This is a genomic window from Rheinheimera mesophila (assembly GCF_000986865.1).
Lineage (GTDB): Bacteria > Pseudomonadota > Gammaproteobacteria > Enterobacterales > Alteromonadaceae > Pararheinheimera > Pararheinheimera mesophila.
In genome coordinates this window covers 1-13,198 of sequence record NZ_LAVS01000020.1, presented here as the reverse complement: position 1 = coordinate 13,198, position 13,198 = coordinate 1, and the positions used below count along the sequence as shown (strand labels likewise).

The following is a 13,198-nucleotide window of genomic DNA, read 5'->3' as shown; positions in this document are numbered from 1 at the left end:
ATCCATTTTATTTCTTCTGCAATAAATACATCGCCAGCCCGATAAACAAGGCCGACGGCAATACAGCACCAAACACCGGCGGTAGCTGGTAGACCAGAGCCACAGGGCCAAACACCTGATCGCTCATATAAAAGGCAAAACCGGTCAGAATCCCCATCAAGATGCGGGCCGCCATAGTGACGCTGCGCAGTGGTCCAAAGATAAAAGACAAAGCCACCAGCAACATTGCAATAATGGTCAGAGGCTGAGTCGCCTTGCGCCAAAACGCCAGTTCAAATTTGCTGGCATCCTGCTGGTTGCTGTCCAGATAATCGATGTAATCCGTTAAACCTTTGAGCGATAATAACTCAGGTTTAATAGACACCACACCCAATTTGTCCGGCGTTAAGGTCGAGCGCCAGCGCTGTTCCTGCCACTGGTGTTTCTCTACTCTGTCATCGCGAAAATGCAGACGGCTGACATCGCTTAAACGCCAGGAATTACTGACAAAGACAGCGGTTTTAGCACTGACGATGGCCTGCAGTTTTAAGTCAGTATCAAACTCGTAAATGGTTAAGTCGGTTAAATTACCAAAGTCGTCTACTTGTTTGATGTTAATGAAGTTGTCACCGTCTTTGGCCCATACGCCCTGCCGTGCTGAGATTAAATCACCGCCGGATATGGCCTTGGTACGCAGTTCGCGAGCGGTTTTTTCGGCCACTGGCGCGCCAAATTCAGCGACTAACATCACAATCAGCATCATCAGCAACGAGGTTTTCATTACAGAGTTGATAATATTCAGGCGCGACAAGCCCGCCGCCTGCATCACCACCAGCTCGCTATTGCTGGCCAGCATACCCAAGCCAACTAAGCCACCTATTAAAGCTGCCATAGGAAAAAATAGTATTAAGTCACCAGGCACACTGAATAAAGTAAATAAACCAGCGGATAACATATCGTAGTCACCGCGCCCCACTAAACGTAGCTGGTCAATAAATCTGAACATGCCGGATAAAATCATCAGCACAGAGACTGTCATCAACACTGTGGTTAATATGGTGCGGCCTATATACAGGTCGAGGATCTTAAACATGAGAAGAACGCCCTGTGATTAATGCTTTGAACTTCTGACCGGCTGTGCGGTGTTTCACCAGCAGAACTACACCAAACAAAAGCCCAAGGCCATGGATCCACCACATGCCCAATTGCTGCGGAATTTTACCGTCTTCAATGGCGGAGCGGCTGGCAATCAGCAAAATGTAATACAGCAGATACAAAGCCAAAGCTGGCAATAAACGGCCAAACTTGCCCTGCCGTGGGTTGACTTTGCTCAGTGGCACTGCGATTAACATCAAGATAGGAATGGATAAAGGAATAGCGATACGCCATTGCCACTCGGCTGAGGCTTCGGGGCCTTTTTGACTGCGAAGTTCGGAGGTTGGCAAACTGGATAATTTCCGGCGTTTTTGTTCGACTTGCTGTTCACGAATTTGAATTTGGTATTTTCCGAACTCCACCACTTCATAAGCCGGAGAACTGGTTTCACCGGCATAACGGCGGCCACTGTTTAACTCCAGCATTTGAGCGCCACTGGCGTCCTCTTTTACATTGCCGGATTCAGCATAGACAATAGAGGTCTGCCCGCCTTCCCGGGCCGGAGCCTGAGCCAGAAACACCCGCTCTAACTGGCCGCCATCTCTGCTGATTTCATGCACAAAAACTACGGCTTTTTCATTGGAGGTTTGCTGGAATCGCCCCGGAATTAAACTACTCAGGCCAGAGTCCGCTTCGGCTTTCTCAAGAATTTGATATTCACGCTCTGTCGCCCAGGGGCTTAAGTACAAAGTAACAAAACCTGCACCCAGCGCTATGACCACGGACAAAATTAAGGTTAATCGGGTGATATACCATTCGCTGATGCCGGTGGCATGCAACACTGTCATTTCACTGTCGGCGTAAATCCGGCCATAGGCGATTAGCACTCCTAAGAAAGCACTCAAAGGAATGATGATTACCGCCAGTTGTGGCAATTTCAACGACAGTATGGTCAGCACTAACTGGCCTGGAATATCACCGTCTGATGCGTCGGCCAGAATTTTCACAAAGCGCTGGCTCATGATAATAGTGATCAGGATCAGGAAGACCGCTAATTGGGATTTGAACACTTCACCAATCAGATAACGAAAAACAATCAAAAATGCCCCCTAAAACCTGTCTTTTTGCTGGAACCCTGACGATTTTTAAGTAAACTGGATATTTACAGCAATTATTATTGACTAAAGTGGCGATAAATCCGAGCTTTTTTATAAAGCAGGACAAAATATCATCACAAAGAAGCCCACTGTAACCTCAAACTAACTTGGTATAGTGGCCGGAAGTCTTAGAATCAGGAGTGAGCATGGAGTTCAGCGTAAAAAGCGGTAGTCCGGAAAAACAACGAAGTGCATGTATCGTTGTCGGCGTTTATGAGCCGCGCCGCTTGTCAGCGGTTGCCGAACAGCTGGATAAAATCAGCGAAGGCTACATCAGCAATTTATTACGTCGGGGCGATTTAGAAGGCAAACCCGGTCAGATGTTGTTATTGCACCATGTACCTAACGTACTGAGTGAACGCGTGCTGTTGGTGGGTTGTGGTAAAGAGCGCGAATTAGACGAGCGCCAGTACCGTCAGATCATCGCCAAAACCATCAGCACCTTAAACGAAACCGGTTCAATGGAAGCTGTGTGTTTCTTATCTGAGCTGCATGTCAAAGGCCGTGATACTTACTGGAAAGTGCGTCATGCGGTGGAAACCACTCAGGATTGTTTATACGTCTTCGACAAACTAAAAAGCCGTAAAGACGAAACCCGTCGCCCCTTACGTAAAATTGTCTTTAACGTACCGACCCGTCGCGACTTAACCATAGGCGAAAAAGCCGTTGAACATGGCTTGGCAGTGGCTGCTGGTATCAAGGTCTGTAAAGACGTATCGAATATGCCGCCGAACATTTGCACTCCGGCTTATCTGGCCGATCAGGCCCTGGCCTTAGCGCAGCACGATAATGTATCAGTCGAAGTGCTGGGTGTGGCGGAAATGGCCGCTTTGGGTATGCATTCCTACCTCGCTGTTGGCCGTGGTTCAGAAAACGAAGCCAAAATGGCGGTGATAAAATACAAGGGTGCTATGGATAACAGCGCACCTGTGGTGCTGGTGGGTAAAGGCTTAACCTTTGACACAGGTGGCATCAGCATCAAACCCAGCGATGCGATGGACGAGATGAAATACGACATGTGTGGCGCAGCCTCAGTGCTGGGCACTATGCATGCGGTGATCAGCTTAGGTTTGCCTATTAATATGGTGGCTGTACTGGCTGGCGCTGAAAATATGCCGGATGGCCGCGCTTATCGCCCTGGTGATATTTTAACCACTATGTCGGGCCAGACGGTTGAGGTACTCAACACGGACGCTGAAGGCCGGTTAGTGCTCTGTGACGCTTTAACTTATGTTGAGCGGTTTGACCCGGACGTGGTGATTGACGTCGCCACCTTAACCGGCGCTTGTGTCATTGCTTTGGGTAAACACGCCTCAGGTTTATTAAGTAACCACAACCCGCTGGCGCATGAAATTTTAAATGCCTCAGAGCAAAGTGGTGACAGAGCCTGGCGTTTACCCTTGTGGGATGATTATCAGGACCAACTGGAAAGCCCGTTCGCGGACTTCAGTAACTTAGGGGGCCGTGCCGCCGGTACTATTACCGCCGCCTGTTTCCTGTCGCGCTTCACCCGTAAATACAACTGGGCACATTTGGATATTGCCGGTACTGCCTGGCGCAGTGGTGGTAAAGACAAAGGTGCAACAGGCCGCCCTGTGGCTATGTTGACCCAGTTTTTAATTAACCGTGTCGGAACCGACATCGAGGGATAACAGTGCCTCAAGTCAGTTTTTATCTGCTGCCGGAACACTCAGCAGACACTGAATCACAGCTGGCAACCGAGCCAGCTTTTTTTCATGTAGCCGCCAAACTCTGTGCCGATTTGTATCAGGCCGGACAGCGGGTTTTTGTGTTCTGCCAAAATCAGGCGGACGCCGAACTGCTGGATGAGGTATTATGGCGCTTTGATCCAGAGCGTTTTGTACCACACAATCTGGCGGGCGAAGGCCCGGCACGGGGCGCTCCGGTAGAAATCAGTTGGCTGCCTCCAAGCAACGCGAGGCCGGTTTTAATTAACCTGTCGGCAACAGTGCCGCCTTTTAGTCAGCGTTTTCAACAAATTATCGAATTTGTTCCGGCCGAAGAACAACTTAAAGTTCAGGCGCGTGAACGCTTTAAATTTTATCGCCAGTCGGGGTTAACCCCGCAAACAGTGCAGCTCTGATGGCCGGCCTGCGTTTTTAGTGAGAGTTTCAGGTAACGAAGATGGAAAAGACTTTTAACCCAAGTACCGTTGAACAAGCCATGTATCAGGCATGGGAAAGCAAAGGCTATTTCAAGCCAAGTGGTGATAACAGCAATGGTGCTTACTGCATCATGATCCCACCACCAAACGTGACCGGTAGCCTGCATATGGGCCATGCCTTCCAGCAAACCATCATGGATGCCTTAACCCGCTACAAACGTATGTTGGGTAAAAACACTTTATGGCAGGTGGGTACTGACCACGCTGGTATAGCGACTCAAATGGTAGTGGAACGTAAACTGGCAGCCGAAGGCAAACCAGACCGCCACGCCATGGGCCGTGAGGCTTTTATTGAAAAAGTATGGGAATGGAAAGCCGAATCCGGTGGCACCATCACTGAACAAATGCGCCGTTTAGGCAACTCAGTCGACTGGGACAAAGAGCGTTTCACTATGGACGCAGGCCTGTCGAATGCCGTGCAGGAAGTCTTTGTCCGTTTGTATCAAGACGATTTGATTTACCGTGGCAAACGTCTGGTGAACTGGGATCCGAAGCTGCATACGGCGATTTCTGATTTAGAAGTAGAAAACAAAGAACAAAAAGGCCACCTGTGGAACTTACGTTACCCGCTGGCTGATGGCGTCACTACGGCTGATGGCAAAAACTACATAGTAGTGGCCACTACCCGTCCTGAAACTATGCTGGGCGATACAGGTGTAGCAGTGAACCCGGACGATGAACGTTATCAGTCGTTGATTGGCAAAGAAGTACTGCTGCCGTTGGTGAATCGCCGAATTCCGATTCTGGCTGACGAGCATGCCGATAAAGACAAAGGCACAGGCTGCGTCAAAATCACCCCAGCTCACGACTTTAATGACTACGAAGTAGGTAAACGCCATCAGTTGCCGATGATCAACGTGATGACAGCTGACGCTACGATCCGCACTGAAGGCGAGTGTTTCTTCCCGAATGGCGAAGCTAACCCGGCGCATAACACCTTGATCCCTGCTGAATTTCAGGGTCTGGACCGTTATGTAGCCCGTAAAGCCATAGTAGCGGCTTTTGATGCGGCTGGCCTGTTGGATAAAGTAGAAGATCACAACAACACCCTGCCGTACGGCGACCGTTCTGGTGTGGTGATTGAGCCTTTACTGACCGACCAATGGTATGTGCGGGTTGCGCCTCTGGCGAAAACTGCCATTGAAGCTGTGGAAAACGGCGACATTCAGTTTGTACCTAAGCAGTACGAGAACATGTACTACAGCTGGATGCGTGACATTCAGGACTGGTGTATCAGCCGTCAACTGTGGTGGGGCCACCGTATTCCGGCCTGGTACGACGAAGCAGGCAAAGTCTATGTCGGCCGCGATGAAGCGGAAGTTCGTGCTAAACACGCTTTAGCCGATGACGTGAAATTACGTCAGGACAACGATGTACTGGACACTTGGTTCAGCTCTGCGCTCTGGACCTTCTCGACTTTAGGTTGGCCTGAAAACACTGAAGATTTAAAAACCTTCCACCCGACCGATGTGTTAGTGACAGGTTTTGACATTATTTTCTTCTGGGTTGCCCGGATGATTATGATGACGATGCATTTCATCAAAGATGAAAATGGCAAACCGCAGGTGCCCTTTAAGACGGTGTATGTGACTGGCCTTATTCGTGATGAAAACGGCGACAAGATGTCCAAGTCCAAGGGCAACGTGATTGACCCGCTGGACATGATTGACGGCATTAGTCTGGAAGACCTGTTGGCGAAACGCACCAGCAATATGATGCAGCCGCAGCTCGCCGAAAAAATTGCCAACCAGACTAAAAAGCAATTCCCTGAAGGTATTGAAGCCAGCGGTACTGATGCTTTGCGTTTCACCTTAGCTGCTTTGGCCTCCACAGGCCGTGATATCAACTGGGATATGAAACGTTTAGACGGTTATCGCAACTTCTGTAACAAGCTGTGGAATGCCAGCCGTTACGTCACCATGATGACCGAAGAAAAAGATTGTGGTCTGGCTGTTGACGGTAAAGCTGGCGAGATGGAGCTGTCCTTAGCCGATCAGTGGATTATCAGCCAGTATCAGCAAACCATCAGTCAATTCCGTGGTTATTTAGACAGCTACCGTTTTGATATGGCGGCCAATACGCTGTACGAATTCACCTGGAACCAGTTCTGTGACTGGTACTTAGAGCTGACCAAACCTGTGTTATTTAAAGGCACTGAAGCCCAGCAACGTGGTACACGTCATACTTTACTGACAGTGTTGGAATCCTTGCTGCGTTTAATGCACCCGATCATGCCATTTATCACTGAAGAGATTTGGCAGCGTGTTGCACCTATGATTAGAAGCGACATCAAAGCAGGCGACAGCATTATGCTGCAGGCGTACCCTGAATTTAATCAGGCGCTGGTGAATGAAACTGCTACTGCTGATCTGGAATGGGTGAAGAGCTTTATCGTTGCGATTCGTAACGTGCGGGGTGAAATGGATATAGCGCCAAGTAAGCCGTTATCTGTACTGGTGCGCAACCTGACCAGCGACGACAGCCGCCGTTTACAAAACAACATGGCCTTCCTGCAGAATATGGCGAAGTTAGAAGCTATTACTGTACTGGCCGATGGCGACACAGCACCAGCTTGTGCCGCTCAGCTTTTGGGCAAAATGGATATTCTGATCCCTATGGCCGGTTTAATCGACAAAGAAGCTGAACTGTCGCGTATCGCCAAGCAACTGGAAAAAGCCCAGCAGGAACATGACCGCGTGGCCGGCAAACTGGCGAATGAAGGTTTTGTCGCCAAAGCGCCTGAAGCAGTTCTGGCGAAAGAGCGTGAAAAACTCTCTGAAGCTTTAGAAGCTATCAGCAAGTTAAAAGCCCAGCAGGCCCAAATAGCGGCGATTTAAAGCGCGGTTTGACTGACGTTGAAGGCGATCTGCGGGTCGCCTTTTTATTTCTGCCGTACAGGGTCGTCGCAAAAAAATGTAAAGTTTCAGTAAAAAACTTGGACTGGGGCAGATTCTGCTATACCATCCGCGCCGCCTGCAGCACCGAGATTGCAGGTTCCCTGAAAATTCTCAAATGGAAGAGACAGCATGAAATTAAAGTTAAGCGCCTTATTCGTTGCCTTGGTAGTGACTGCAGTTCCGGCTCAGGCTGACTGGTTAAATGCGGTAAAAGATGGCGTCGGCAGTACACTGAAAGAAACCAAAGACAGCGCTAAAACTGCGGCTTTGAATACCTCAGTGCGCACCGCTTTAGGTTTAACTGAAGGCAAATCAACTCAGGCTGCTATTGCTGAAAAACTGGGTGAACCAGCCAGCAAAACAGAAAAAGACGGTAAAACTCTGTGGTTGTACGATGTCACAGCTTTGTCAGCCAGCTACCCGACTTTAACTGAACTAGTTAAAACTCAGGAGGCTGCACAAAAGTCGGTGCAACTGAGCTTTAATGCCGATGTACTGGCGAAGGTAGAACTGGTCAATAACGCCAAGTAATTTCTTATTCACTGCCGTAGCCAGCGGCAGTGATTTTTCCTAACGCTTCCCCTGCAATCTCTGCATTTTCACGGCTATTCGCACCCACTCAAACGTTGTAGAAAGTATTTTTTTTGTTATTATTGCGCGCCTGAATTTAACCCGTGTAAATTCATTCTGTTGTTCACCCTGAGCTGGTAAACCTGTGTATACCTGTTGTAGTTAAAGCTGCGGCTGGATTGACTGTGTTCGCTCGCCCCAATCACATAGTTGGACTATGTACATGGGGTCTTGTTCACGTGTCGATGCTCTGCAACTTCAATTACTTAGGCTATGATAAGCAAGTACTCTCAGTCCCGGGCTCTGGCAGCTAAAACCCCAAACACTCCGTATGCGGTCTATGCTACGGTTGGCTTTTATTTTTCTGGCGTTGCCAGGCTTTGTGAAGGAACCCTTAAATGGATTCACCAAGTGCCATAAGTTTGATCCCACCTGTTGTTGTGATGGCTGTTGCCATCTGGCTGAAGCGGCCCATTTTGTCGCTTGTGGTGGGCGCAGTTGCAGGTTTGCTGATGCTGTTTCCAACTCAACCTTTTGAGTTGCTCAATACCTTTGCTGAGATTTCGACCAGCGTGATGCAGGATGAAACCATAGGTTGGTTGATTCTGGTCTGTGGTGGTTTTGGTTCGTTAATTGGTTTGTTGATCCACACAGGAGGTGCTGTGGCTTTTGGTCGTTCAGCCTCTAAGCTGGCGACAGGCCCCCGCTCTTCTATGTTTATGACTTTTGTCTTAGGCTGCATTATTTTTATCGACGACTACCTGAACGCGTTAAGCGTGGGTGAAGCGATGAAACGGGTCACTGACAAGTATAAAATCTCCCGACAGATGCTGGCTTACATTGTAGATTCTACGGCAGCGCCCATTTGCGTCATCATTCCTATTTCGACCTGGGCTATCTTTTTTGGCGGTTTGTTGGAGAACAATAAAGTAGCGGAAGCGGGACAAGGGGTGGACGTGTATATTCAGGCTATTCCTTATATGTTGTATCCATGGCTGGCCGTGTTGATGGTGATGCTGGTCACGCTCAAAATTATGCCGGCTATAGGCCCGATGAAAAAAGCTGAACTGGCCGCGCAAAATGGCACCCCTATGGATATGTTGCCTGATGTGGGTGTGGAAGCCAGCGCCAGCCATCACCATGTACAGGGCCAGACAGTTCCTGCCGGAGATCAGTATGCTGTGCATTCGATGGAACAGGAGTTTGAAGAGAGCAACAAGCATGGCAAGCTGCGTAACTTTGTCGTCCCTATGCTGATGCTGATTGGTTTTACCATCTACTTCGATATTGATGTACTCAAAGGCCTGATCGTGACTTTAGTTTTAACTCTGGCTTTTTATGCTTACCAGCGTCTGATGCCATTAGGCGAGATGATGGAAGTGATGATGAATGGCTTTAAAACCATGCTGCCAGCCATCTGTACTGTGATAGCAGCTTTTGTGTTTAAAGATGTCTGTGACAAGTTATTATTACCTCAGTACGTGATTGAAAACCTGACGCCTTATATGACAGCGCAAATGCTGCCGGCTATCGTATTTTTAGCTATGGCCATTCTGTCGTTTGCGACTGGTTCATCCTGGGGGATTTTTGCGGTTTCTATCCCTATCGTGATGCCACTGGCTTATGCAGTAGAAGCGGATATCCCATTAGTGATCGGAGCCTTGTTGTCAGCCAGCTCTTTCGGTAGTCAGGCCTGTTTCTACAGTGACTCTACTGTATTAGCAGCACAGGGCTCAGGCTGTAATCTGGTATCGCATGCAGTAACGCAATTGCCTTATTGTTTAATTGCTGCCAGTTTAGCTTTTGTAGGTTTTATTCTGATCGCCTAAGTCTCAGAAGTTGAACAATACAAGGCACCGCAAGGTGCCTTTTTCATTTCAGCTACAGGCCAAATTCATCTTGGTTATAACTTTTGGAAATATAGAAAAACACTTGCCTTCAATCTACAAAAACGTACAAATTTATAAATCCTATCCACTTTTAACGAAATATCGTGATAAATAAACCAGTTAGTCAAGCATTGACCAGGAAAGCATAACCGGCACCTTCTTTATTCCATAAAGTTTCAGATACCAAGACTTTTATACTTAAAGACCGCTAACTGTCCGGACATCCGGTTATTTCTAATTCATCTATACAAGACCAATCCATTAGTTATTTAACTCTCTGCTCAAGCCTAGAATGCGCTCACTTTCTGTCAGGGTCACAGCCCTGTGATACAGAACCCTAAGCGCAACGAGGTTTTTATGCTTCATTCAACTCAAGAGTTTTTATCCGGCAACGCTATACCAGGGGCCAGCAGTGCTTTGCCTGTACTGGATTTGAGCCTGATGGATGGCACTGCTGTTGAGCAACAGGCTTTTATTCAGCAATTGCGTCTGGCCGCCCGTGACGTGGGTTTCTTTTACCTGACAGGTCATGGTCAGACGATACAGAAACAACAACAGATTTTAGCGCTGGCCAGACAGTTTTTTGCCCTGCCTTTGGCCGATAAACAGCAAGTGCAGATGATCCACTCTCCGCACTTCCGTGGTTACACAGGCCTTGGCGGTGAACTCACCCGTGGTCAGCCAGATATCCGCGAACAGTTTGATATGATGCGGGAAGAGGCTGTGCCGGCACAGACCGATATTAGCCCGGCCTGGCAGGGTTTAATTGGCCCTAACCAATGGCCTACGGCTTTGCCTCAGATGAAAACTGAACTACTGGACTGGCAGCAGTCGCTATCTGATATCACAGTAAAATTAATGCGCGCGTTAATGCTGGCTTTAGAGCAACCTGCTGATGCTTTAGACGCCACCATCAAAGCGGGTCCGTATCAGCATATGAAGCTGATCCGGTATCCAGGTGTAGATGCCAAAGCCTCAAGCAGCAAACAAGGCGTCGGCGCGCATAAAGATCCGGGGTATCTGACCTTAGTGGTACAGGATGATCAGTCCGGTTTAGAAGTGGAAACCGAACAAGGTTGGGTTGCTGTAGCTCCATTGCCGGGTGCCTTTGTCGTTAACATTGGCGAGCTGCTGGAACTGGCATCTAATGGCTATTTAAAAGCCACTTTGCACCGTGTCGTCAGCCCGAATTCTGGTATAGAGCGTTACTCCTGCGCCTTTTTTATGGCAGCGCAACTGGATGCAACAGTGCCTCTGTTGCAGTTGCCGTCTCATTTAGCTGACGAAGCCAAAGGTCCGGCCAGCGATCCAAATAACCCATTGTTTTATCAGGTCGGCCAGAATGTGTTAAAAGGACGGTTACGTTCACACCGTGATGTAGCTGCGGCTCATTACGCGGAGCTGGCAAAAGCTGTTTAAACTCAGTTTAAACATACATAGCTCCATCTCCAATGTGACAGCCGGGCTAACCCGGCTGAACTATTAATAAAGTAAAACCAAGGTTTATTATGAAATTCCGCACTTTAAGTATTCATGCCGGACAACAACCCGACCCAAGTACCGGCGCATTAGCCACTCCGGTGTATTTCACCAGTACCTTTAGTTACGGCACAGCCGAAGAAGGTCAGGCACGTTTTTCAGGTCAGAATCCAGGTTATATCTACAGTCGTTTTGCTAACCCGACTACCGCCGCCTTAGAGCAAAAACTGGCTGCGTTGGAAGGCGCAGATGAGGCTTTGGTGGTGGCCAGCGGTATGGCCGCGGTCAGTGCCATTATGTATGCGCTGACCAATGCCGGGGATGAAGTGGCTTTTATCGACCCGGTCTACGGCGGTACTGATGCCTTTTTACGCAACACTTTAACCCGAGCCGGTGTCACCTTAAGCCGTTACAGCAGTGACAAAGACTTTGCCGATCGGGTCAAACCTACTACCAAAGTAGTGTTATTTGAACCTGTCACCAACCCCACCTTAAAAGTGATCGACAGCCGTATTGTGGTTGAAGCGGCCCGTAAAGTCGGCGCTTTGGTGATTTGTGACAATACCTTTTTAACGCCTTATTTATTTCGCCCGTTGGAAATTGGTGCTGATATTGTGATGCACAGCGGCACCAAGTATCTGTCTGGTCACGGCGATATTATCGCCGGCATAGTGGCCGGACGCAGCGAGCTGATGCAGAAAATCCATACTGTGGCGCTCAAGCATATAGGCTCGCCTATAGGCCCGCAGGAAGCGTATTTACTGCAACGGGGTGTAAAAACCCTGACCTTGCGGATGGATGCTCATATCGAAAACGCCCGTAAAGTGGCTGACTTTTTAGTCGCTCATCCTAAAGTAGCCAAAGTCTATTATCCGGGTCACGCCAGTCATCCGGGCCATCAGGCGATTGCTGACACTGCCAGTGGTTTTGGTGGCATGGTGGCTGTGGATATCGAAGGTGGTTTTGCTAAAGCTGCGGTATTTTTAAATCACCTGCAACTCTTCGCGCAGGCAGTCAGCCTGGGTGACGTCGAAAGTTTAGCTTGTCACCCAGCCAGCACCACTCATGCTGCTATGACCGCAGAAGACCGGCAAAAAGCCGGAGTCACGGAAAATCTGGTGCGCCTGAGTATAGGTGTGGAAGATGCGGATGATTTAATAGCCGACTTGGCTCAGGCCCTGTCGAAGTTATAAGCTGGATCAGAGCCTTGGCTCTGATCCAGCTATCTTGTACCCGCATTAGGCCGATTATCGACTTTTATAAGAGGGTTAGAGCGAACAGCTCCGCCCTTTATTCCTTTACGAACTATCAAATACGAATTTCGTTCTTTTTAAGAATATAAATATCCTCTACATTCATCTCAAGCGTCCAGACGGCTAAATTGATTTTATCGTTATGCCGACAGGATCGGAGCAACCACAACTTAAACTCCGATAAAAAAACCAGGAAAACAATGAAGAAAAACTGACCGGAGCGCCGGAAGTTAACAAAAAACTTTTGGAGAATCTGATGTCAGGTCAATACTACGGAGCGGTAAGCAAATCACGCTTACATCCAACCAATAAATTTAAAACCTTAAAGCCTGTGGCTACCGCAGCAGGTATTACAGCCTTGTTAGCTCTGAGTTTTTCAAGCTCACTGCAAGCCGATGAAGCGGCTGCCGATTTAGGCGCAGACAAGGAAGTGGAAGTCATCAAAGTAACAGCGCGTCGCCGGGAAGAAAACGTACAGGATGTGCCTATTTCTATCTCTGTCGTCACAGCAAAAGATTTGGAACAAACCGGAACTTACTCTACGGAGCAACTGACCCGCCTACAGCCAAGTTTACAGTTAATCTCTTCAAACCCTCGCAATACAGCACTGACTATCAGGGGTTTAGGTAGTGTGATTGGCTTGACGAATGACGGCCTGGAATCAGGCGTTGGTATTTATGTCGATGAAGTCTAT

At 48.5% G+C, this 13,198-nt stretch carries 10 protein-coding genes; 8 read left to right on the top strand and 2 right to left on the bottom strand.

What is annotated here, in order from left to right; all coding sequences use genetic code 11:
* Nucleotides 1-7 precede the first annotated feature (7 nt).
* A complete protein-coding gene (lptG, locus tag SD53_RS09040) occupies nt 8-1,072 on the bottom strand; it encodes an LPS export ABC transporter permease LptG (RefSeq protein ID WP_046519914.1) in 1,065 nt (354 codons plus the stop codon).
* Nucleotides 1,065-2,174 carry an LPS export ABC transporter permease LptF gene (gene lptF / locus SD53_RS09035; RefSeq protein ID WP_046519913.1) on the bottom strand — a complete coding sequence of 370 codons (1,110 nt, stop codon included), beginning with the start codon at nt 2,172-2,174 and terminating at the stop codon, nt 1,065-1,067. The genes lptG and lptF overlap by 8 nt, the downstream gene beginning before the upstream one ends.
* 203 nt (nt 2,175-2,377) lie before the next feature.
* Between lptF and pepA the strand changes: the two genes are divergently transcribed.
* The 8 genes from pepA to SD53_RS08995 form a co-directional block, all read left to right on the top strand.
* Nucleotides 2,378-3,883 (top strand): leucyl aminopeptidase, encoded by a 1,506-nt coding sequence (gene pepA, locus SD53_RS09030; RefSeq protein WP_046519912.1) that lies wholly within the window; start codon nt 2,378-2,380, stop codon nt 3,881-3,883.
* 2 nt (nt 3,884-3,885) lie between these two features.
* Nucleotides 3,886-4,335 carry a DNA polymerase III subunit chi gene (locus SD53_RS09025; protein WP_106693143.1) on the top strand — a complete coding sequence of 150 codons (450 nt, stop codon included), beginning with the start codon at nt 3,886-3,888 and terminating at the stop codon, nt 4,333-4,335.
* Between the two features lie 41 nt (nt 4,336-4,376).
* A complete protein-coding gene (locus SD53_RS09020; RefSeq protein ID WP_046519910.1) occupies nt 4,377-7,253 on the top strand; it encodes a valine--tRNA ligase in 2,877 nt (958 codons plus the stop codon).
* A 189-nt stretch (nt 7,254-7,442) separates the two neighbouring features.
* Nucleotides 7,443-7,844, top strand: a complete 402-nt coding sequence (locus SD53_RS09015) for a hypothetical protein (protein ID WP_052749322.1) — start codon at nt 7,443-7,445, stop codon at nt 7,842-7,844.
* A 437-nt stretch (nt 7,845-8,281) separates the two neighbouring features.
* The gene (locus tag SD53_RS09010) at nt 8,282-9,712 is read left to right on the top strand and encodes a Na+/H+ antiporter NhaC family protein (RefSeq protein ID WP_046519909.1); all 1,431 of its coding nucleotides are present in this window, start codon (nt 8,282-8,284) and stop codon (nt 9,710-9,712) included.
* Nucleotides 9,713-10,129: 417 nt separating this feature from the next.
* Complete coding sequence (locus SD53_RS09005; RefSeq protein ID WP_046519949.1) at nt 10,130-11,191, top strand: isopenicillin N synthase family dioxygenase; 1,062 nt, start codon at nt 10,130-10,132, stop codon at nt 11,189-11,191.
* Between the two features lie 89 nt (nt 11,192-11,280).
* Nucleotides 11,281-12,444: a trans-sulfuration enzyme family protein gene (locus SD53_RS09000; protein WP_046519908.1), complete on the top strand. Its 1,164-nt coding sequence runs from the start codon at nt 11,281-11,283 to the stop codon at nt 12,442-12,444.
* A gap of 316 nt (nt 12,445-12,760) precedes the next feature.
* Nucleotides 12,761-13,198: TonB-dependent receptor plug domain-containing protein (locus SD53_RS08995; RefSeq protein ID WP_046519907.1), on the top strand; the 438-nt coding region annotated here is incomplete at its 3' end.